This window comes from Micromonospora sp. CPCC 206171 (assembly GCF_036906755.1).
Lineage (GTDB): Bacteria > Actinomycetota > Actinomycetes > Mycobacteriales > Micromonosporaceae > Micromonospora > Micromonospora purpureochromogenes.
Genome location: NZ_JBAKHT010000035.1, coordinates 1 through 20,803, shown reverse-complemented (window position 1 = coordinate 20,803; position 20,803 = coordinate 1). Strand labels below are relative to the sequence as shown.

Annotated in this window: 18 protein-coding genes and 2 pseudogenes; 8 read left to right on the top strand and 12 right to left on the bottom strand. The window is 75.2% G+C overall.

What is annotated here, in order from left to right:
• Positions 1–47: 47 nt before the first annotated feature.
• Positions 48–1,145, top strand: a complete 1,098-nt coding sequence (locus V6U89_RS27100; protein ID WP_334574973.1) for a GNAT family N-acetyltransferase — start codon at positions 48–50, stop codon at positions 1,143–1,145.
• A 318-nt stretch (positions 1,146–1,463) separates the two neighbouring features.
• Here V6U89_RS27100 and V6U89_RS27095 read toward each other — a convergent pair whose 3' ends face one another.
• From V6U89_RS27095 to V6U89_RS27085, 3 genes are all read right to left on the bottom strand, one after another.
• A complete protein-coding gene (locus tag V6U89_RS27095) occupies positions 1,464–1,868 on the bottom strand; it encodes a VOC family protein (RefSeq protein WP_334574968.1) in 405 nt (134 codons plus the stop codon).
• Between the two features lie 20 nt (positions 1,869–1,888).
• On the bottom strand, positions 1,889–3,454 hold the full coding sequence (locus V6U89_RS27090) for an aldehyde dehydrogenase family protein (protein ID WP_334574964.1): 1,566 nt from the start codon (positions 3,452–3,454) through the stop codon (positions 1,889–1,891).
• A gap of 359 nt (positions 3,455–3,813) precedes the next feature.
• On the bottom strand, positions 3,814–4,587 hold the full coding sequence (locus V6U89_RS27085) for an LPXTG cell wall anchor domain-containing protein (protein WP_334574960.1): 774 nt from the start codon (positions 4,585–4,587) through the stop codon (positions 3,814–3,816).
• Between the two features lie 348 nt (positions 4,588–4,935).
• Between V6U89_RS27085 and V6U89_RS27080 the strand changes: the two are divergent.
• The 3 genes and pseudogenes from V6U89_RS27080 to V6U89_RS27070 all read left to right on the top strand — a co-directional run.
• Positions 4,936–5,116 (top strand): annotated as a pseudogene (locus tag V6U89_RS27080) (cellulose binding domain-containing protein); the annotation flags it as partial.
• A 76-nt stretch (positions 5,117–5,192) separates the two neighbouring features.
• A complete protein-coding gene (locus V6U89_RS27075; RefSeq protein WP_334574958.1) occupies positions 5,193–5,714 on the top strand; it encodes a DUF488 domain-containing protein in 522 nt (173 codons plus the stop codon).
• Positions 5,715–5,769: 55 nt separating this feature from the next.
• A complete protein-coding gene (locus V6U89_RS27070; protein WP_334574954.1) occupies positions 5,770–6,819 on the top strand; it encodes a GlxA family transcriptional regulator in 1,050 nt (349 codons plus the stop codon).
• A gap of 8 nt (positions 6,820–6,827) precedes the next feature.
• Here V6U89_RS27070 and V6U89_RS27065 read toward each other — a convergent pair whose 3' ends face one another.
• The 4 genes from V6U89_RS27065 to bioB all read right to left on the bottom strand — a co-directional run bounded on the left by V6U89_RS27065 (position 6,828) and on the right by bioB (position 9,917).
• On the bottom strand, positions 6,828–8,057 hold the full coding sequence (locus tag V6U89_RS27065) for a YbfB/YjiJ family MFS transporter (protein WP_334574950.1): 1,230 nt from the start codon (positions 8,055–8,057) through the stop codon (positions 6,828–6,830).
• Between the two features lie 141 nt (positions 8,058–8,198).
• Positions 8,199–8,705 carry a GNAT family N-acetyltransferase gene (locus V6U89_RS27060; protein ID WP_334574947.1) on the bottom strand — a complete coding sequence of 169 codons (507 nt, stop codon included), beginning with the start codon at positions 8,703–8,705 and terminating at the stop codon, positions 8,199–8,201.
• A gap of 4 nt (positions 8,706–8,709) precedes the next feature.
• Positions 8,710–8,925 (bottom strand): biotin synthase auxiliary protein BsaP, encoded by a 216-nt coding sequence (gene bsaP, locus V6U89_RS27055; RefSeq protein WP_334574943.1) that lies wholly within the window; start codon positions 8,923–8,925, stop codon positions 8,710–8,712.
• Entirely contained in the window at positions 8,922–9,917 is a 996-nt protein-coding gene (gene bioB / locus V6U89_RS27050) for a biotin synthase BioB (protein ID WP_334574939.1), read from the bottom strand. The genes bsaP and bioB overlap by 4 nt, the downstream gene beginning before the upstream one ends.
• A 211-nt stretch (positions 9,918–10,128) precedes the next feature.
• On the opposite strand from bioB, the gene V6U89_RS27045 reads away from it, so the two are divergent.
• Positions 10,129–11,265 carry an 8-amino-7-oxononanoate synthase gene (locus tag V6U89_RS27045; RefSeq protein WP_334575073.1) on the top strand — a complete coding sequence of 379 codons (1,137 nt, stop codon included), beginning with the start codon at positions 10,129–10,131 and terminating at the stop codon, positions 11,263–11,265.
• Positions 11,266–11,285: 20 nt separating this feature from the next.
• Entirely contained in the window at positions 11,286–11,987 is a 702-nt protein-coding gene (gene bioD, locus V6U89_RS27040) for a dethiobiotin synthase (RefSeq protein ID WP_334575072.1), read from the top strand.
• 48 nt (positions 11,988–12,035) lie between these two features.
• Here bioD and V6U89_RS30305 read toward each other — a convergent pair.
• The 3 genes and pseudogenes from V6U89_RS30305 to V6U89_RS27025 all read right to left on the bottom strand — a co-directional run.
• Positions 12,036–12,359, bottom strand: a pseudogene (locus V6U89_RS30305) (ATP-binding cassette domain-containing protein); the annotation flags it as partial.
• 179 nt (positions 12,360–12,538) lie between these two features.
• Positions 12,539–13,702, bottom strand: coding sequence for a cytochrome P450 (locus V6U89_RS27030; protein ID WP_334574935.1), 1,164 nt, complete (start codon positions 13,700–13,702; stop codon positions 12,539–12,541).
• Positions 13,703–13,711: 9 nt separating this feature from the next.
• On the bottom strand, positions 13,712–14,380 hold the full coding sequence (locus tag V6U89_RS27025; protein WP_334574933.1) for a class I SAM-dependent methyltransferase: 669 nt from the start codon (positions 14,378–14,380) through the stop codon (positions 13,712–13,714).
• 182 nt (positions 14,381–14,562) lie between these two features.
• Between V6U89_RS27025 and V6U89_RS27020 the strand changes: the two genes are divergently transcribed.
• Positions 14,563–15,402 carry a hypothetical protein gene (locus tag V6U89_RS27020; protein ID WP_334574930.1) on the top strand — a complete coding sequence of 280 codons (840 nt, stop codon included), beginning with the start codon at positions 14,563–14,565 and terminating at the stop codon, positions 15,400–15,402.
• A 49-nt stretch (positions 15,403–15,451) separates the two neighbouring features.
• Here V6U89_RS27020 and V6U89_RS27015 read toward each other — a convergent pair whose 3' ends face one another.
• The gene (locus tag V6U89_RS27015) at positions 15,452–18,385 is read right to left on the bottom strand and encodes a M36 family metallopeptidase (RefSeq protein WP_334574928.1); all 2,934 of its coding nucleotides are present in this window, start codon (positions 18,383–18,385) and stop codon (positions 15,452–15,454) included.
• A 221-nt stretch (positions 18,386–18,606) separates the two neighbouring features.
• Here V6U89_RS27015 and V6U89_RS27010 point away from each other — a divergent pair, with 221 nt between their 5' ends.
• Positions 18,607–19,803, top strand: a complete 1,197-nt coding sequence (locus V6U89_RS27010; protein ID WP_334574925.1) for an alkane 1-monooxygenase — start codon at positions 18,607–18,609, stop codon at positions 19,801–19,803.
• 196 nt (positions 19,804–19,999) lie between these two features.
• Here the strand turns inward: V6U89_RS27010 and V6U89_RS27005 are convergent, their stop codons facing one another.
• Complete coding sequence (locus tag V6U89_RS27005; RefSeq protein WP_334574921.1) at positions 20,000–20,581, bottom strand: TIGR03086 family metal-binding protein; 582 nt, start codon at positions 20,579–20,581, stop codon at positions 20,000–20,002.
• Positions 20,582–20,803: the final 222 nt, after the last annotated feature.

Genomic DNA, 20,803 nt, shown 5'->3' with positions numbered 1-20,803 from the left:
GTGGCAACAGCCACCCGGCAGTGTCGTAGGTGGGGAAGGGAGCAGACATGGCGCTGTGGCGGATTCGAGCCACCGTGGACGACCGGCCGGGCTACCTGTCGGTGCTCACGGCGAGTCTCGCATTGCGGGGGGTCAACATCCTCACCGTGCAGGTGCACACCACCGAGGCCGGGGCGGTCGACGATTTCCTCGTCGACGCGCCGGACGCGGTGGGGGAGGCGGAGCTGGTGGCCGCCGTGGAACGGGGTCGGGGACGGGACTGCTGGGTGGCGCGCAGCGAGGCGCGTGGCCTGGTGGACCAGCCGACCCGGGTGCTCGGGCTGGCCACCCGGCTGGTCCGGGACCCGGACGCGACCGGGGAGATGCTGCGCGCCCTGCTCGGCGCGGACGAGGTGACCTGGCGACCGGCGCCGGCCGTCCCGCACGGCGGGGTCGGCGCGGCGAGCATGCTGGTGGCCGACCCGGGCGGCGGGTCGTACGAGCTGCGCCGGCGGGCGCCCAGCTTCACCCCGGCGGAGTACGCCCGGGCGCAGGCGCTGGTCGAGCTGGCGGCCACCGCGGCCCGCCGGGAGGCCGACCGGGTGACCCTGGTGCTGCCCGACGGCGGGGAGCTGGTGGTTCGCCCGGCCACCGTCGACGACCTGGCCGGCGTGGTGGACCTGCACCAGGCGTGCTCGGCGCGCAGCCGCCAGCGCCGCTATCTCGGCGGGGGTGCGTTGCCGTCGCCGAGCCGGATGCGCCGGCTGCTGGAGCCGAGGCGGGGGACCACGCTGGTGGCGACGACCGGCTCCGGTGCGGGGGAGTCCGTGGTGGCGATGGCCAACCTGCTCGGTGAGGGCGACGAGGCCGAGGTGGCCCTGCTGGTGCGCGACGACTGGCAGCACCGTGGGCTCGGGTCGGCGCTGCTGCGCCGGCTGCTCGGGCAGGCCGGCCGGTCCGGGTACGCGGCCGTGGTGCTGCACGTCCAGGCGGAGAACACCCCGATGCTGCGCACCGTGCGGCGGCTCGGGCGGCCCACGCCGATTGAGCGGGACGGTGCGCTGCTCACCCTGACGGTGCCGCTGGCCGCCCGCCCCGAGGGGCCGGCGCGGCGTGCCCTGCCCCGGCAGGCGGACGCGACCACCCGGCGAGACCGGGCGGGCTGAGACCACGGTCGTGGCTGCGCCGGCCCGGGTACCAGCACCGGCGGCGGCGCGCGACGACCCGCACCGGTGCCGGGTGGCGTACCAACGTCGCCCGGCGCCACCGGGCCGACCTCCGGTGCGGAGGACGGTGAATCGGCAGGGCCCCCGGTGCGGGGGCCCTGCCCATGTCCGGCGCTCGGCGGCGGCCCCGCCACGGCGACCTCGCCATGGCGACTCCAGGATTGCCGTCACGGCGAGCGGCGAGGCCGCGGAGCAACCCGCCACGGCGGGCCGCACAGGAAGGCCGTCGCGGCGAGCCGCAGCGGAACGCCGTCCGGGTCAGCCGAAGAAGAACCCGGCCCGGCGGTGACCGGAGACGCAGAACCGGTTCCCCTCGGTGTCGGCGAGCACGACGTAGGGCAGTTGGCCCGGTTCCGGCTCGGCCGGGTAGTGCCGCCAGTCGACCCGTTGCGCGCCGAGCGCGACCAGCCGCGCCACCTCGTCGTCGAGGTCGCGGTCCCCCGCGTCCAGGTCGAGGTGGACGCGGGGGAACTCGGCCACCAGGCTGTCGCTGACGTCCATCGCGATCGCCGCGCCGGGGACCCCGGGTGGCGGCTCGACCACGACCCAGTCGTCGCCGTCGTGGCGCGGCGGCCGACGCACGTAGCCCAGGGCCGCGGCCCAGAACCGGCCGGCGCGGCGGTCGTCGGTCACGCCCAGCGAGATCTGCTCGATCCGTGCCATCGACCGAGGCTAGCGCCGCCTCAGGTGGCCGGGTAGCTGCTGTAGTCCGGGAAGTTGCCGTAGAGCCGGCCGTCGCCGCCCTGGGTGACCGCCTGCACCAGCAGGTCGCCGCCGACGAAGGCGCCCTTCCAGGAGGCGCCCCGGCCGCCGAACGGCTCCTCCCGGTCACCCCGGGAACGCGGCTTGTTGATGCCCACCTTGAACGCCTGGAGGTCCACCGCGAGCTTGCCGGCCAGCTCCTCGTCGTCGCAGGCCAGCGAGGCCACCAGCGCGCCGTTGGAGGCGTTCATGGCGGCCAGCAGCTCGTCGGTGGTGTCCACCACGACGATGGTGTCGACCGGGCCGAAGGGCTCGGCGTGCATCAGCCGGGACCGGCCGGGCGGGGCGAGCAGCACCGCCGGCGCCACGTACGCCGAGGTGTCCTGCCCGTCGAGGAAGGGCGCGCCGTCGAGCCTGCCGCGGTGCAGCGGCACGGCGCCGCCGCGTACCGCCTCATCGACCTTGCGGCGCAGCTCGTCGGCCTTGGCGCCGCTGATCAGCGGGCCGAAGTCCAGCTCGGGCAGCGGGTCGCCGGCCTGCCAGGTCTCGTCCACCGCGAGCGGGTGTCCGAACCGGACGGAGCGCACGACGGGCAGGTACATGTCGAGGAACTCGTCGACCAGATCGCGCTGGACCACGAACCGGGGGTACGCGGTGCAGCGCTGCTTGCCGTACTCGAAGCCCTTCTTCAGGTGCGCGGCGAGCAGGTCCCACTGGGAGAAGTTCCAGACGCCCCAGGCGTTGAGGCCCTCCTGCTCGATGAAGTGCCGCTTGTCGGTGTCGAGCAGCGCGGCGGCCACCTTGCCGCCGTTGGACCGCCCGCCGACGAACGCGACCGCGCCGATCTCGGGCGCCCGGACGAGCACCTCGGAGAGTTCCTCGCCGCTGCCGGAGAGCAGGGTGGCGGGGAGCCCGGCGCGGCGCATCAGGGCGTGCGCCACCGTCAGGCAGACCGCGCCGCCCTGCGACGGAGTCTTGGCGATGACCGCGTTGCCGGCGAGCAGCTGCACCAGTTCGGCGTGGACCAGCACGCTCATCGGGTAGTTCCAGGAAGCGATGTTGCTGACCGGGCCGGGCAGCGGCTCGCGGCCGCCGGCCAGCATCCGGTCGATCTCCTCGACGTACCAGCGGACGCCGTCCAGCGCGCGGTCGACGTCGGCGCAGGCGAGCCGCCACGGCTTGCCGATCTCCCAGACCAGCAGCATGGCCAGCAGGTCGCGGTGCGCGGTGAGCGCGTCCAGCGCCTCGCCGACACGCGCCTTGCGCTCGGCGAGCGGGGTGGCCGCCCAGTCGCGGTGCGCGGTGGCGGCGTGGGCGACCGCGGCGCGCGCGGTGTCGGCGTCCAACCGGGGCAGGTTGACCAGTACGGTGTTGTCGATCGGCGTGCGTACGGCGCTCGGCGTGCCGACCGCCTGCCACTGCCCGGAGACCAGGTTGTGCAGGGTGGTGACGCCGTCGACCTCGGGCCCGAATGCCTCCGGTGCGGCGGCCGCCGCGCGGGCGAGCGTGTCGGACCAGGCGGTTCCGTCGGCGAGTCGTAGAGCCATCGCATTCTCCTCAGGGTCGACCGGGGGAGCGGCGGCGTCGACGGCACCGCTGGTGTCGCGTACTGTCCCGCGCCGGAAAGCGGCGCGGCAACAGTACGTTCGTATGCCGGAACGCGAGGCCCGCGCCGGATCGGTCCTGAAGCGACTTTCCGGCCCGCGCGGCATGGCCTTGACCTGCGCGTACGCGGACAACGCATCCACATGTCTCGATGATGTGATGAATCTCCGGGCGACGGTGACCGGGTTACCCGTCAGTACGCACGAACGCCTCGGACGGATCAACGCCCGGCGGAACCGGTGCCAAACGGCGACCGGCCGCCGGACGAGAAGTCCGGCGGCCGGTCGGGCGCTGAGTCAGCTCAGCTGGTGAAGGTGATGTTGTCGCGCCGGCGGCGCAGCATCAGCAGCACGCCGCCGCCGATCAGGACGAGGCCGCCCAGCGCGATGCTGCCGGTGGCCACGCCGGTCATCGGCAGGTCGCCCCCGTCGGTGCCGCCGTTGCCGCCCGTGCCCTCCGACGGGGAGCCGGAGGTCGACGGCGAGCCCGACTCCGACGGCGAGCCCGACTCCGTCGGGGTGACCGAGCTGGTCGGGGAGGTCGACTCCGACGGCGAGCCCGACGGCTGCGGCGACTCGGAGGTCGACGGCGAGGGGCTCGGCGACTGCGTCGGCGCGGTGCCGGCGCAGGCGTGGCTCAGGTTGAACTTGTCGGCCTGGCCGCTGATCGTGGCGGTGCCGTCGACCAGCGTCCACCCGGCCGGGGTGAAGAGGTACGCGTGGATCATCCGGTCGGTGTTCCCGGCCGGGTAGAGGTGATCCGGGTAGGCGTCGGTGCTGTCGGGCACCTTCACCGTCACCGTGTTGGTGCCGTCGCTGAAGGTCAGGGTCAGCGTCTCGAAGCTGCCGGACTCGGCGCCGCCGGGGAGCACGAAGTGCCAGCCGTCCTGCCCGGACGTACGGCCGGCGAAGCGCTCGTCGTCGCACTTCTGCTCGGCATCGGCCGCCGTCGAACCCTTGTGGGCGGGGTTGAGCGGGGCCGTGCTGCTCGCCCAGGCCGGGGTGGCGAAGGCGAGGCAGGCCGTGGCGGCAGTCGCGGTGAGGGCCGCGCGCGCCACGTACCGACGCTGGGGCATGAGTATTCCTCCGGGATCGGTAGAGGGGACGGCACATGATCCCACGCACGACATCGAGGTGCGACATCGGGCGAACGGCCTGAGCTGGGACGACGTGGCGCATCGGATCCACGAATCCGGCCAAATGACGGGGGTTTCGCGGCGTGTCGATGTAACGCGAACGGGACTGTGGACGCTCCGCCCGCCACCGTCCGGCCTTCCCAAGGACCTGACCGGCAGTTTACATTGCCGCTCATCCATGGGAGCGCTCCTGCGCCCCCGATGGCCACCCCACCACCAGCCGCCGGCGGCGCCCACGTCCCCCCGGCACCCCGTCCTGTCGGCTGTGCGCCGCCGGTGGCGCCCCACGGCCAGGGCTGGTCGGCGACGTACCGCCAGACCGGCACGGCGGTGACCGCGACCAACCTCTCCTACAACGGCACGCTCGCCGGGGGCGTCGACCAGCTTCGGCTTCAACGGCACCCACACCGGCAGCAACCCGAAGCCCACCACCTTCACCCTCAACGGCTCCCCCTGCACCGTCTCCTAGCGGTCTGCCCCGCGATCGTGGGCACGTACGGGCGCATCGGCCGGTAGGTGCCCACGATCTGGGGCAACCTGGGTGGGTGTTGCTGACCGTCGGGCACGGGGCGGCCGACCGGGAGCGGTTGGCGGAGCTCCTGGGCGGCGCGGGGATCGCGCTCGTGGTGGACGTGCGGCGGTATCCGGCCAGCCGGACGAACCCGGACGTATGGCGCGAGGAGCTGGAACGCTGGCTCCCGGAGCGCGGGATCGACTACCGCTGGGAACCCCGGCTCGGCGGCCGCCGACACGTCCACGCCGGGGAACCGGAGCCGGACACCTGGTGGACCGTTGCGGCCTTCCGGGCGTACGCCGCGCACACCCGGACGCCGGAGTTCGACGCGGCGCTGGACGAGGTGCTCTCCGACGCCGCCGGCCGGACGCCCGCGGTGATGTGCAGCGAGAGCGTCTGGTGGCGTTGCCACCGGCGGCTGATCGCCGATGTGGCGGTGCTCGGCCGCGGAACGCCGGTCGCGCACCTCATGCCCGACGGCCGGCTCACCCCGCACCGCCCCGCCGTGGGCGCCCGCCGCCTCCCCGACGGCCACCTGTGCTGGGACGGCTGACCCGCCCCGGCTGAACCGCTCCGGCGGGCGGGAGGGGCTGGCTAGGCTCGACGGCGTGCGGGCCGCGGAGCGCAGTGACACCGTGCTCTTCGTCGTCTACGACGGGGTACGGCTGCTCGACGTCACCGGGCCGCTGGAGGTCTTCACCGTTGCCAACGAGCACGGCGGGACGTACCGGCTGGTGCTCGCCTCCCCCGACGGCCGGGACGTGGTGAGCAGCGCCGGGGTCCGGCTCGGCGCCGACGTGGCGCTGCCGGAGGTGACCGGGCCGATCGGCACGCTGGTGGTGCCCGGCGCGCCGGACTGGCAGGCCACGGCCGCCGACCGTCCCCTGCTCGACCAGGTACGCCGGCTGGCGGCCGGCTCGTCGCGCACCGCGTCGGTGTGCGCGGGCGCGTTCACCCTTGCCGCCGCCGGGCTCCTCGACGGCCGCCGGGTGACCACCCACTGGGACCTGGCCGACCAGCTCGCCGCGCACTTCCCGGCGGTCACCGTCGACCCGGACCCGATCTTCATCGCCGACGGGCGGGTGATCACCTCGGCCGGCATCACCGCCGGCATCGACCTGACCCTCGCCCTGGTCGAGACGGACCTCGGCCCGGAGACGGCACGCACGGTCGCCAGGCAGCTCGTCGTCTTCATGCAACGGCCCGGCGGGCAGTCCCAGTTCAGCGTCCGGGCCGCCACCCCGAGCACCCGGCACGACCTGCTGCGGCGGGTGCTGGACACCATCGCCGCCGACCCGGCGCAGCCGTACGACCTGCCGGGGCTGGCGGCCCTGGCCGGGGTCAGCCCGCGTCACCTGGGCCGGTTGTTCCGCACCGAGCTGGGTACCACGCCGGCCGGGTACCTCGACCGGCTCCGGGTGGAGGCGGCCCAGGGGCTGCTGGAGCGCGGCGACGACACGCTCGACGTGGTGGCCCGCCGGGTCGGCTTCGGCTCGCCGGAGACCATGCGCCGGACGTTCCTGCGGGAGCTGGGCATCACCCCCGGCGCCTACCGGTCCCGCTTCCGCACCACCGGCATCGACGAGCGCCAGTCCCCGCCCGCCACCGACGGCCGGGCCGCCCCCGACGGCGTCGCGCCGGGGACGGCCCCCGCCTGATCGGCCGGTCAGCGGCGGGCGGCCGGCGCCAGCTCCACAGTCTCCGGCGCGGCAACCGGGGCGGGGTCGCGCTGACGCAGCGCGACCAGCCCGGCCGCGGCGAGCAGCCCCACCGACAGCCAGAGCCCGACCTCCACTCCGCCGGAATCGGCGAGCAGGCCCGACAGCAGCGGCCCGACCGCCTGGCCCACCGAGAAGGCCACCGTCAGCAGGGCGATGCCGGCGGTCCAGCCGGTCGCCGGCAGGGCCCGGCGGGCGAGCACCGTGGCCGCCGTCGGACCGGCCATGAAGGAGCTGCCGAAGACCACCGCCGACACCACCGCCGCGGGCAGCCCGGCCGGCAGCAGCAGCACCGGCAGCACGCCGAGCAGCACCAGCAGGGAGACCAGCGCCGGCGCCCGGCCGCCCGCCAGTCGGCCGACCACCCGCCCCCACACGGTGAGGGTGGCGACCGCCGAGGCGAGACCCAGCACCACGAAGAACGTGGCGACGCCGGGGGTGCCGAGGCCCCGGTCGCGCAGCAGCGCGATCACGAAGGTCAGGTAACTCACATAGCCGGCGCCGAAGAGCACGTACCAGCCGAACGTCGGGGCGAGCCGGGCCAGGTCCGCGCGGGGCAGCCCGGCCCGAGTGACCCCGGCCACCGGCGCGACCCGCCGCACCGCGAACAGCGCCGGCCCTACCGCCAGCACCGCGACCACGCCGAGCAGCAGCCAGCCCGAGCGCCAGCCGGCGTCCCCGCCCACGGTGAGCGCCGCCGGCACCAGCAGCCCCGAGAGCGCCACGCCGACGCCCACCCCGGCCATGTAGATCCCGACCAGCAGCGCACCCCGGCGCTGCCCGTCGCCGGTGGCGACCCGGGCGGCCAGCGCCGAACCGAGGACGAAGGCGACCGCGGTGGTCAGCCCGCCGACGAACCGCAGCAGGTTCAACAGCGGGTAGTCGGCGGTGGTCGCGGTGAGCAGCAGGGCCAGCGCGCCCACCGCCAGGGTGCCGACGAAGGCGGCGCGGTCACCGAACCGGCGGGCCCAGAACACCGCCGTGCCGGCGCCGATGACGTAACCCGCGGCGTTCGCCGTGTTCAGGCCGCCGGCCTGGGCGTACGTCCAGTGCAGGTCGTCGCGCATGGCCGGCAGCAGCAGCGCGTACGCGAAGCGGGTGAAGCCGAGCGCGACGACCGGCCCGGCGGCCAGGCCGAGCGCGGTCAGCGCCTCCCGCCAGCGCGGGGATCGGGACATGGTTCCTCCTTGATCGGCGGGCTCGTCGACCCGCTGATCAGGTGGAACCGGGTGGGGTGGGTGGCTGATGGCCGGCGTTGCGGACAGCCGACCCTCGGATCGGGACATGCCGGGTCGCGGCCCGGATGACCGGAATGTGGCTCAGTCGGCCAGTTCGTCGGCGAGCAGCTCCATCAGCAGCGCGTCCTGCCAGGTGCCGTCCTCGCCGCGCTCATAGCGGCGCATGATGCCCACCGGCCGGAAACCGACCTTCGCGTACGCCCGGATCGCGGCGGTGTTCGCCGCCGCCGGGTCGATGGTGAGCCGGTGGTGGCCGTGCGCGGCGACCAGGTGCCGGGCCAGGGTGCGGATCGCGTCCCCGCCCAGCCCCGAGCCGTGCACCGCCGGGTCGAGGTAGATGTCCAGCGCGGCGTGCCGGTAGTCCGGGTCCGGCTCGGCGTAGTACTGGACCAGGCCGACCACCCGCCCGTCGTGCTCGACGGCGTACGCGATCAGGTCGTCGTCGGCCAGCTCGGCGCGGACCGCCGCGGCCAGGTCGTCGCCGCCGCGCCACCACCGGCGCACCTCGGCGGTGGCCCGGATCGCCGCGAGGGCGGGCACGTCCGCGTCCGTCACCGGTCGCAGGATCACGCTCCGCCCCCGCAGCATCGCCTCAGCCCCGGATCTCGCCGTGCTCGACGCAGGTCGCCGACCAGCCGACCGGCAGCACCTGCACCTTCATCCGGCGGCGGCAGCGCCCGCAGTAGCGCGGCGGCTCCAGCGCCCGGGCCGCCGCGCACGCCGCGTGCGGACCGGCCGTGGCGTCCTCGCCGCAGCGGTCGCACCAGGTCACCGCCGGCTCCACAACGTCGGTCACGGTCGGCCTCACAGCGTGGCGGAGAGCGCCTTGACGGGCATCTTCAGGTCGTCGAGCAGCTGCAGGTCGGCGGTCGCCGGCCGGCCCAGGGTGGTCAGGTAGTTGCCGACGATCACCGCGTTGATGCCGCCCAGCAGACCGTCCCGGGTGCCCAGGTCACCGAGGGTGATTTCGCGGCCGCCCGCGTACCGGAGGATGGTGCGCGGCATGGCCAGCCGGAACGCGGCGATGGCCCGCAGCGCGTCCTTGCCCTCCACCACCGGCCGGTCACCCAGCGGGGTGCCGGGGCGGGGGTTGAGGAAGTTCAACGGCACCTCGTGCGGGTCCAGCTCGGCGAGCTGCGCGGCGAACTCGGCTCGCTGCTCCACCGTCTCGCCCAGGCCGAGGATGCCGCCGCAGCAGACCTCCATGCCGGACTCGCGGACCATCCGCAGCGTCTCCCAGCGCTCCTCCCAGGAGTGCGTGGTGACCACGTTCGGGAAGTAGGAGCGGCAGGTCTCCAGGTTGTGGTTGTAGCGGTGCACGCCCATGTCGACCAGCTCGTCGACCTGCTCCTGGCTGAGCATGCCGAGCGACGCGGCGACCTGGATGTCGACCTCCGCCTTGATGGCGGCGACACCCTCGCGCATCTGCTTCATCAGCCGGGCGTCCGGGCCGCGTACGGCGGCCACGATGCAGAACTCCGTCGCCCCGGTCGCCGCGGTCTGCTTCGCCGCCTCGACCAGCGAGGGGATGTCCAGCCAGACCGACCGGACCGGGGAGGTGAACAGGCCGGACTGCGAGCAGAAGTGACAGTCCTCCGGGCAGCCGCCGGTCTTCAGCGACACGATGCCCTCGACCTCGACCTCCGGGCCGCACCAGCGCATCCGCACGTCGTGGGCGAGCTGGAGGGCGGCGGGCAGGTGCTCGTCGGGCAGGTTCAGCACGGCGAGGACGCCGGCCTCGTCGAGGCCGACGCCGTTCTCCAGCACCTGGGAACGGGCCTGGTCGAGGATCTCTGGCATGGCTCGTACCCTACAAGGCCGCCCCAAGGCGGAGAAACGGCCGAGGTCGACCCCTCGCCGAGCGTCACCGGCGCCCCGGTGCGGTGGCCCGCGCCACGCCGGTGCCGGCCGGGCGGGTGGTAATTTCGCCCGGCGGCGCGTTGCTCGCCGACGACCTCCTCCGCGCCGGGTGCCGGGGGAGGCGACCTGCGCGGCGGAGGGAGACGTGACGGTGGCGGACTGGCTGGCGGCCCTGGAGCGCCGCGCCGAGCTGCGGGCCAAGGCGGGGCTCACCCGCACGCTGCGCCCGCGCGCCGCCGCCGACGCCGTGGTCGACCTCGCCGGCAACGACTACCTCGGCCTGGCCACCCACCCCGAGGTCACCGCCGCCGCCGCGCGGGCGCTGTCCGCGTACGGGCTGGGTGCCACCGGGTCGCGGCTGGTGCGCGGCTCCACCGACGCCCACCACGCGCTGGAGGACACCCTCGCCCAGTGGCTCGGCGCCGACCGGGCACTGGTCTTCTCCTCCGGCTACCTGGCCAACCTCGGCGCGGTCCGGGCCCTGGTACAGCCCCGTACGCTGCTCGTCTCCGACGCCCACAACCACGCCTCGCTGATCGACGGCTGCCGGATCTCCGGCGCCGAGACGGTGGTGACCCCGCACGCCGACGTCGACGCGGTGGCCGCCGCGCTCGCCACCGCCCCCGGTCGCCCGGCCGTCGTGGTGACCGAGTCGGTCTTCTCCGTCGACGGCGACCTCGCCCCGCTGGCCCGGCTGCACGCCGTCGCCCGGGCGCACGGCGCGCTGCTGCTGGTCGACGACGCACACGCGCTCGGCGTCACCGGCCCGGGCGGCGCCGGCGCGGTGGCCGCCGCCGGCCTGGCCGGCCAGCCGGACGTCGTGGTCACCGCCACCCTGTCCAAGGCGCTCGGCGGCGCGGGCGGGGTGGTCGCCGGCCCGGCCGAGTTCGTCCGGCACCTGGTCGAGACCGGACGCACGTTCATCTTCGACACCGCGCTGCCCCCGGCGGTGGCGGCCGGCGTGCGGGCCGCCGTGACGCTGGCCCGCGCCGGCGACGACCTGCGGGCGGAGCTGGCCGACCGGGCCGCGCTGGCGGTCCGCCGGCTCGGCGCGGCGGGGCTGACCGTCTCCGCCCCCGACGCGGCCGTGGTGTCGGTGACGGCGCCCGGCCCGGAGGCGGCCACGACGTGGGCCGCCGACTGCCGCGACCGGGGCGTCGCGGTCGGCTGCTTCCGGCCGCCCTCCACCCCGGACAGCCGCTCCCGGCTGCGGCTCACCATCTCCGCCGGGGTGCCACGGGCGGAGTTCGAACGGGCCCTGGAGGTCATCGTGGAGTGTGCCCCGTGACCGAACCGTGGAAGGGTCCGGTGCTGGTGACCGGCACCGACACCGAGGTGGGCAAGACGGTGGTGACCGCCGCGGTCGCGGCCGCCGCGCAGGCCGCCGGGCTGCGGGTCGCCGTGGTCAAGCCCGGCCAGACGGGTACGGCCACCGGCGAGCCCGGCGACGTCGACTCGGTGACCCGGCTGGCCTCCCCGCTGACCGGGCGGACCCTGGCCAGCTACCCGGACCCGCTCGCTCCGCTCGCCGCGGCCCGGGTCGCCGAGCTGGAGCCGCTGGAGCTCTACACCGCCGTCGACGCCATCCGCGAGGAGGTCGACAAGCACGACCTGGTGCTCATCGAGGGCGCCGGTGGGCTGCTCGTACCGATGGGGCTGCGCCCCTCCGGGGAGCCGTGGACGGTCGCGGACCTCGCGGTCTCCCTCGACGCCCCCGCCGTGGTGGTGGCCCGCGCCGGCCTCGGCACGCTCAACCACACCGCGCTGACCCTGGAGGCGCTGGAGCGGCGGGCCGTCCCGGCCGGCGTGGTGATCGGCGCCTGGCCGGCCGAGCCGCAGCTGGTGCACTGGGCCAACCTCACCGACCTGGTGCCCAACCTGCTCGGCGCGCTGCCGGCCGGCGCCGGGGCGATGGACCCGGGCGTGTTCCGCCGCTCCGCCCCCGGCTGGCTCACCCCCGCCCTCTACGGCGTGCTGGACGACTGGCGCGCCTGGGCCGAGGACAGCTGATCACCTGACCTTCGTCGGTGCCCGGGCCCGCCGGGCGTCGGTAGCCTGGCCGACGTGCGCGAACGCGAGATCTGGCGCCGGGTGGATCGCCCGGGCGTCGAGCAGCGCCCCCACCTCCCGCAGCGGGTGCCGCAGCTCCTGGTACGCCCGCCCGGCGACCAGGGCCCGGCCGGCGGTGGGCCGGTCCAGTCCGAGCACCATCCGCATGGTGGTGGACTTGCCCGCGCCGTTGGGTCCGAGGAACCCGGTGACCCGCCCGGGTGCGATGTCGACGGTCAGGTCGTCAGGTGCTCCGGCCGTTTCCGCTGTGCGCCCGCCCGGTCGAATCGCCGTCGCCGGGCGGTCCGGCGTCCCGTCGACCCCGGTGTTCATGCGCTGTCGACCTGATGTCACGAACGACTCACGCGCCGGGCGGGCGGCCTGAATCGTTTGCGACATCAGGTCGACAGGACGCGGGGGAGGTGTGTCGGGCTCGGCCGCGGGTAGGCGGCGGGTCAGTCCGACGGAGACCGTGCGAGCCGGCCGCGCTGCGCTGTCGGCGGACGCGGAGGTCAGAGCCGGCGGACCACGAATGCGTCCGGCATCCGGAAGGTCAGGTTGTCCGGGCACCAGGGCGGGCGGACCACGGTCACCCCGTCGAGCAGCGGGGCCGCCTCGGCCACCACGACCGCCGCCTCCATCCGGGCCAGCTGCGCGCCGACGCAGCGGTGCGCGCCCGCCCCGAAGGCCAGGTGCCGGCGCGACCCACGCTGCCCGGGCCGGAACGCGGCCGGCTCGGCCACCACCTCCGGGTCGCGTCCGGAGCGGGCCAGCCAGAGCACCACGCTGGTGCCCGCCGCCACCGCCGTCCCGCCCAGCGTGGTGTCCACGGCCGCCACCCGCCGCCAGGTCACGATCGGCGGTTCCAGCCGCAGCCCCTCCTCCACCACGTCGGCGACCGCCACCGTGCCGGCGCGCAGGCCGGCGCGTACCTCGGGCTCGGCGGTGAGCCGGTGCAGCAGCAGGGTGAGGAACTGTGAGGTCGTCTCCTGGCCGGCCACCAGCAGGAAGAACAGCGCGCCGACCACCACGTCGGGGGAGTGCCCGTCGGCGCGCAGCGCGGCGGCCAGCCCGCCCCCGGTGGCGGCGAAGTCCCGCAGCACGGTGTGGAACCGGCCCACCTCGGTGGCGAGGGCGAGCTGACGGTCGGCGTCCAGCGGCGCCCAGAACAGCTCCAGCGCGGCCCGGGCGAAGTCCTTCACCGCGCCGACCGGGGCGTCCGGCAGCTCGACGAGCCGGGCCAGCACCAGCAGCGGCAGGTCAGCGGCGAGTTCGGCGTACAGGTCGACCGGTTCGCCTGCGTCGAGCGGGCCGGCCAGCCCGGTCACCCGCTGCCGGACCAGCTCGGTCAGCCAGGGTTGCTGTGCGGCCACCCGGGTCGGGTGCAGCGCCTCCGCCACGATTCCCCGGATCGCCGGGTGGCTGGGGGTGGAGTTGTTCGCCAGCGTCGGCGGCAGGCGGAACCGGTGCCCGGCGAGCACCCGCAGCGCGGCCACCGGGACCGGGGTCACCGCGTCGAGGGCGTTGTCCGGCCGCCAGGTGTCCGGGTCGGCGAGGACCTGCCGCACCAGCGCGTGCCGGGTGACCACCAGGTGGTCCACGCCGACGTGGTCGGCGACGGTGGCCACCTCCGGCCACCGCTCGTCGACGGACTCCCCCCAGCCCCGGAACAGCACGCCGACACGCTAGCGGGCGGCTCCCGGCGAGGCCGGGTCCAGCTCCCAGACGGTGGTGCGCTTCACCCGTACGCTCTCCAACGCCTCCGGCACCGGCACGTCGTAGGCGGCCAGCTCGCGGAACCGCTCGCGGGGCAGGAAGGCCCGCCCCGGGTCGCCGACCAGCACCGGGGCGCCGGAGCGGGCGGCCCGCAGCAGGAAGCGCAGCACCCGCCGGGCCATCGCCTCGCTGTAGAAGACGTCCCCGGCGCGCACCACCTCGGCGTCCCCGGCGTCGGCGTCGAGGATGTCGCCGAACTCGGCGTCGACGCGTACCCCGTTGGCCTCGGCGTTGAGCGCGATGGCGGCCACCGCCCGCTCGTCGACCTCGACGGCGCGGACGGCGGTGGCGCCGGCCCGGGCGGCGGCGATGGCGACCAGGCCGGAGCCCGACGCCAGGTCCAGCACCCGGCGGCCGGCCACCAGCTCCGGATGGTCGGTGACGTAGCGGGCCAGCGCCTGGCCGCCGGCCCAGGCGAAGGCCCAGAACGGCGGCGGCTGGGAGCTGTGGAACTCGCCCTCCGTCAGTTCCCAGAGCCCGATCGGCTCGTCGGCCTGGTGCAGCCTTACCTCGGGGACGAAGGCCACCGGGGTGAGGCGGGCGTGCAGCCGGACGAAGGCCGCGGAGAGATCGGACACCCGGGAATTGTCTCCCGGGGCGGTTCCCGGGCGTGTCGCGGGTCGGGCGTGACCGGTTCACCACCCAGCGTGATAACCCCACCTGTACTTCACGGTTCGTGCGAACACGCCCGTCTACCGGCTTCCCGACCCCCCTCATAGCGTTGCCAGGTGGATGCGACCGACGGGAGGGCGAGGCGGTGGTGACGGTGTGGCGGAACGCGCTGCGGGCCGGGGTGGTGCTGGCCTGCCTGTCGGTGGTGGGGCTGGCCGCGCCCGCGCCGGCCTCGGCGGCGGCCGGCTTCGCCACCGAGCTGAGCGGCCTGCCGGACGAGTTCACCGCCGGAGACCAGGTGAGCACCCTCTCCGCCGTGGTGTCGCGCAACGACGGCGGCCGGTGCGTGAAGGTCCGCTGGTCGATGGTGCTCACCGTGCGGGGCCTGCGGCTGGACCAGGTGAAGATGGACCGGGTGGAGGACTCGGGCAGTTTCCCGTTGCAGATCCAGACCGAGGGGGACATCGCCCGGCTCACCGACCGGCAGTTCGACCCGGGCACGCTCTGCCCGGACCGGACGGTCACCGCCCGCTACCGGGTGGCCTTCGCCGAGGACGTCACCCGGGGACGGGTCACTCTGGCCGCCGAGGCGTACGACGGCAACCTGCGGCTGCTCGCCCGGCAGAGCGTCACCCGCGACGTGGTCGGCCTGCTCGCCGCCGAGGCGTCCGCCACGCCGGAGCCGAGCGGCTCGGCCGTGGCCGTCGACCCGACCGAGCCCGTCGACGCGTCGGCCGAACCGAGCGAGGAGGCGGTGGCCGAGGTGCCCCCGGCGGCCGGGCGTCCGGTGGCCGGCGCCACCCGAGGCGGATTCGGCCTGGTGCAGGCCGCCTTCCTCCTCGGCGGGCTGCTGCTCTTCCTCGGCGCCGGGCTGCTGCTCAAGTTGCGGCAGTTGACCCGCACGTCCCGCGACGCCGGGGCGGACCTCGGCGGGCCGGCGTACGAACGGGCCCGCCGGAGCGGGCGCTGGGCGGCGGCGCGCCGCTGATCGGGGGCCGCCGGGGCCGGGCGGCGACGCCACCCGACCCCGGCGGGGTTCACTTCGAGAACACCTGGAACTCGGCGATCCGGACCTGGTCGCGCGCCGGGCTGGCGGTCGCGCAGTCGGTGCTGGTGGCCGGGTCGTCGTCCTGCTCACCGGCGTACGCCGGGCCGCCGGTGCACTGGCTGGCCAGCACCTCCAGCCGCACGTGGGTGGCGAGTGTGGTCGGCACCGGGAACGACCGCAGGTTGATGTCCCGCGTGTACGCCCGGTACTTCCCACCGGGGAACGCGTCGCCGGCGCTGGTGTAGATCCGCTCCCAGCGCGCCGGGTCGGCGCAGTCGGTGGTGGTCGCGTTGCAGGTGAGCACCGCGAAGGAGCGCAGCGCGGTCAACGCGTTCTGCCCGCCCGCGTCGGGGTCCCCGGTGATCGCCGGGCGCAGCATGGCGCTGACGTTGACCCGCTTGACCACCTGCGGGGCGCCGCCGGGCAGCGCCACCGTGACACCCCGGCCGGCCACCCCGGTCAGCGACGCCCAGTTGGTGCTCTCGGTGTCGTCGCCGATCCGTTCCAGGTTCACCCCGTCGCCGGTGATCACCGCGCCGGAGGTGGTGGACGCCAGGTTGCGGCTCAGCCGCAGGTCGACGTACCCCTCCTGGCCGGCGCGGGCGACGACGCTGAGCCGCTGGTGCCCGAAGCCGGGCGCCACCGCCAGCAGCTGGTGCGTACCGGCGACGGCCTCGAAGGTGTCCGGCAGGGCGGTGGCCGGGTCGGTGTCGGCGATCGGGGTGGCCCGGGCCTCGTAGTCGCCCACGTACAGCCGGATCGGCGCCTCGGCGCTGTCCCCCTTCGGCCGCAGGGTCAGCGTGGCGTTGTCGCCGTACGGGCTGGCGAAGCTCGGCGTCGGGTCGGTGTCGGTGGCGCCGTTGGTGGCGGCGTCCCGGCCCATCCCGGAGCGGGCGAACTCGGCCCAGATCAGCTCCTGGTTGGCCCCGCCGAACCGGAGCCGGTCGGCGGTGAGCAGGTTGTCCCGCATGTCGAGCATGCTGACCTGGCTGGCCGCCTGGAGCAGGAACGAGTCGAAGACCAGCTGCGCCCAGCGCCGGTTGCCCGGGCAGCTGTCCGCGGCGACCTTCCCCTGCGCGCAGTCGAGCTGCCGCTGCGGGGTGCCCGACCCGTACCGCTTCACCAGCGCGGAGCGGATCCGGTAGTTGGTGGCGCTCCAGATCTCCCCGTCGGCGTGCACGGCCGGGCCGGCGGTGTTGTAGCCGACGTCGGAGTAGTTGAGCGGGCTGCGGCTGAAGTCGTGGTTGCGGATGCCGCTGATCAGGTTTCCGGTGACGTAGCCGCCGGTGACGAAGGGCGTCTCGCCGGGGGCGCGCAGGCCGTGCTCGTAGAGGTACTCCGCGGCGAGCAGGTCGCTCCACGACTCGCCCATCGCGCCGCCCTGGTGGCCGCCGATGCCGCTGTCCGGGCCGGCGATCATGCGGTTGGTGATGGCGTGGGTGTACTCGTGCCCGATCACCGTCATGTCGTAGTCGCCGTCCACGCACGGCGGGTACGGCCCGCCGGCCTGCGGCTGCCACAGGTACATGTTGGTGGTGGGCGGCAGGCCGTCGCGCGGCGTGCCCTGGTTGGCGTTGTTCCGGTTGCCGGACAGCGCGCCCTGCTGGGCGCGGCCCTGCTCGGCGTCGCCGCCCAGGCCGGCCCCACTCACGTTGACCGCCTGGAGGTTCCAGGTGGCCTCGGTGAAGCCGAGGTGCCAGGCCCAGTCGTGCATCCGGTTGTGCATGGCGAAGAGGTTGGCGATGGCGGCGTCGGCGTCGTTGCGCTGCGCGGAGGTGAACACCGCCGGGTTGCAGCGGGCCTGGTGCCACTGGTCGGTGAACGGGTACTCGTAGCGGCGTTCCGGGCTGGCGGTGGCCGGCAGCAGCGGGCTGCCCGCGCCCCAGGAGACCACCGTGTTGGCGGAGTTGCCGCGCGAGGTGCCGGTCGGCGTGCCGGCGGCCTTGTCGACGTCCCAGGCGTTGCCGGTGGCCGGGTCGCGGAACGCGGCGGCGCAGCCCGGAGCGGGGTCGCCGCACCAGCGCACCCGGGGGTCCTGCCCGGGGGCGAGGTCCTGCGGCGGGGTGGCCGGGTAGACCGCCCAGCTCGGGTTGTCCGAGTCGAAGTCGACCAGGTCCTCGCGGACCAGCACTCCACCGGTGATGCCGTCGACGTAGGTGGTGAAGGCGGCCGGGTGGTCGGTGTCCGCGCCGACCAGGGTCACCTCGTACGCGGCCCGGGTGCCGTCGAGCGGGGTGGGCACCGCGACCGGGCGGACGCGGTGGCTGGCCACCCGGGCGGCGTCCAGGCCGGCGTCGGCGAGTGCGGCCGCGTACGCCTGCTCGCCGGTGAGGGTGGCAGGGGCGGGCGCGGCGGCGTCCCGGGCGAGCGAGGAGCTGACCGAGATGACGGCGCCGTCGGCGACCGCCACGGTGACCAGCCCGTCGTGGCCGGCGGGCAGGTCGCCGAAGCGCTGCCGCAGGGTGACCACCGCGCCGTCGCCGATCGGCCGGACCAGCAGCCGGTCCATCGCGGTGACCGAGGCGGCGTCGAGGCCGAACAGGTCCCGGTTGTCGGTGAGGTAGCGCCGGGCGGCCGCCTCCGGGTCGGCGGGCAGGCCGGTGGCGAGCGGCGTCCGGGTCGGGCCGAGCGCGTGCGGGGTGCCGAGCCGGTTCCACCGCACGTCGGCGTCGACCCGTCGGGCGAGGCCGCGCTGCCGGGCGTCGGGCGCGGCCGTACCGGTGCGGTTGTCGAGGTCGGCGGCCTGGTGGCTGTCGTCGGCGAACGAGCCGGAGCGGCCCGGTGTCGCCGTTGCGGCGTCGCCCGGCTCGGCGGCGGTGGCGCCGCCGGGCAGCAGGGCGGCGACCACGGCGGCGGTCGCCAGTACGGGGACGAGCCGGCGTCGGGGCCGGCTCGTCGGAAGTGTCCACTCCGGTCTGGGCACGGGACCTCCTCGTGGGAGCGGGGGCCGACGCTGCGCCGGCCCGGTGCAGGCGCGGTTACGCATGCGCATCTGTGAATACCAGGCAGATCGGACGAGGGCAAGGTCATCGGTGACGGTGGGTGCGGCGGCGATCACCGTGGCCGCTTTACAAAAACCTGCCTCTTGTAAAATAGAGTGACCGGTGCCACAGTCAGGGCAGCCCGCGAGATCGGAGGTCGGCGATGGCCATCAGCCCGGACGCGACGGTTCCTCCCGTCGCCTGGCGCGACACCCGCAAGCCGCTCTGGCCACTGGCCCTGCTCGTCCCGGTGCTGCCCTTCCTGGGCTGGCTGGGCTGGCGGGACGGTGGCGGCGCCTGGGCCTGGTGGCTCACCCCGGTGGTGGTCTTCGGGCTCATCCCCACGATCGACCTGCTGATCGGCGACGACCGGCGCAACCCGCCCGAGGAGGCGGTGCCCCGGCTCTCCGCCGACGGCTACTACCGCTGGCTCACCTACCTCTACCTGCCCACCCAGTACGCCGCCCTGGTGCTCTGCTGCGCGGTCTGGGCGCACGGCGACCTGTCCTGGGTGGCTGCGGCCGGGCTGGTCGCCACCGTCGGGGTGGTCAACGGCATCGCCATCAACACCGCCCACGAGCTGGGCCACAAGCGGGAGACGGCGGAGCGCTGGCTGTCCAAGGTCGCCCTCGCGCCGACCGGCTACGGGCACTTCTACGTGGAGCACAACCGGGGCCACCACACCCGGGTGGCCACCCCGGAGGACCCGGCCAGCTCACGGCTGGGGGAGAGCTTCTGGGCGTTCTGGCCGCGTACCGTCTGGGGCAGCCTGCGGTCGGCCTGGCGGCTGGAGACCAGCCGGTTCCGGCTCCGGGGCCGCAGCCCGTGGACGTGGCGCAACGACATCCTCAACGCCTGGGCGATGACGGTGGTGCTCTACGCCGCGCTGATGCTCGCCTTCGGCCCCGGCGTACTGGTGTTCCTCCTGCTCCAGGCGGTGGTCGGCTTCAGCCTGCTCGAGGTGGTCAACTACCTGGAGCACTACGGGCTGGCCCGGCAGCGCACCGCCGCCGGCCGCTACGAGAAGGTCGACCCGCGGCACAGCTGGAACAGCGACCGTACGGTCACCAACGTCTTCCTCTTCCAGCTCCAGCGGCACAGCGACCACCACGCCAACCCGCTGCGCCGCTACCAGACGCTGCGCAGCTTCGACACCTCGCCGCAGCTGCCGGCCGGCTACGCCACCATGGTGGTCGCCGCACTGGTACCCCCGCTCTGGCGGCGGGTGATGGACCACCGGGTGATCGCCCACTACGGCGGCGAGCTCGACCTGGCCAACGTCCACCCGCCGGCCCGGCGCCGGCTGCGGGAGCGCCAGCGCCGCCGCCCCGCGGCCACCGGACAGGGGTACGCCGACTGACCCCGTTGACCGCGACGGTCGGACGCCGGCCCCCCTCGGGCGTCCGGCCGGCGCACCCCCTCGACCGCCGCCGGCCCGGGCGCGGTCGTTCCGGTCCCACACCCTGCGCGAAGTCCTGCCGGGCGGCGCGCAGCTCGACCAGGCTGACAACTCCTGACCGGCAACGCGATCCGGGCGTCCAACCTCGGTCGTCGTGTCAGGCCGGCGGCGTCCAGTCCGGGTCGCGGCCGAAGGCGGCGATCAGCCGGTCCTGCGCCTCGGCGCCGGCCCGCACGTCGAGCCCGGGCCGGACCAGGTCGCCGCTGCGGTGGTCGGCGACCCGGGCCTCTAACCACCGGGTGCAGGCGGCGACCACGTCGCCGTCCAGGCGCGGGTCCGCCCCGATCGCCACCGCCAGGTCCCATCCGTGGACGAGATGCTCGGCGACGAGCTGGTTCAGGTACTCACCCGCCGGCGTCTCCCCGGCCGTGAGGTGAACCGTGGTGTCGAGCGCACCCGGATGGCTGGCCGCCACCTCGGCCTGGGACGCCACCTGCCGGACCGCCCCGACCGGGTCGTCGCCGAGCTGGTCACCCGCGAACCGGTCGCCGATCTCCTCGACGGTCCGGCCGGCGAGCAGCGGCGCGGTCCACCGGTCCTCGCTGACCACGTGGTTGACCAGCGCGCGGACGTCCCAGTCGGGACAGGGCGTCGGGTCCGACCACTGCCCGGGCGCGACCTGCTCGACCCGGTCGACGAACTCGGCCAGGCTCCGTCGGTACGTCTCCAGCAGGTCCATGTCGCCGATTGTCGCGGCTGTCCGCGGCGGTCCGGGCGGTTTTGCCCGGTCGTCCGGCACTCGGGCGGCCGGTTCCGGGACGCCGGCCCTCGGGCGTCGGTGCCGGGACGCCGGGGCGCTGTCCCCTCCGCCGTCGGGTCGGTCCCCGGCGAGGTGGAGCGGACGCTCCTATGCCGCGTCAAGTGGTTGGGGTGGGGTTTCGAGGCGTCGGTAGAGCTCTCG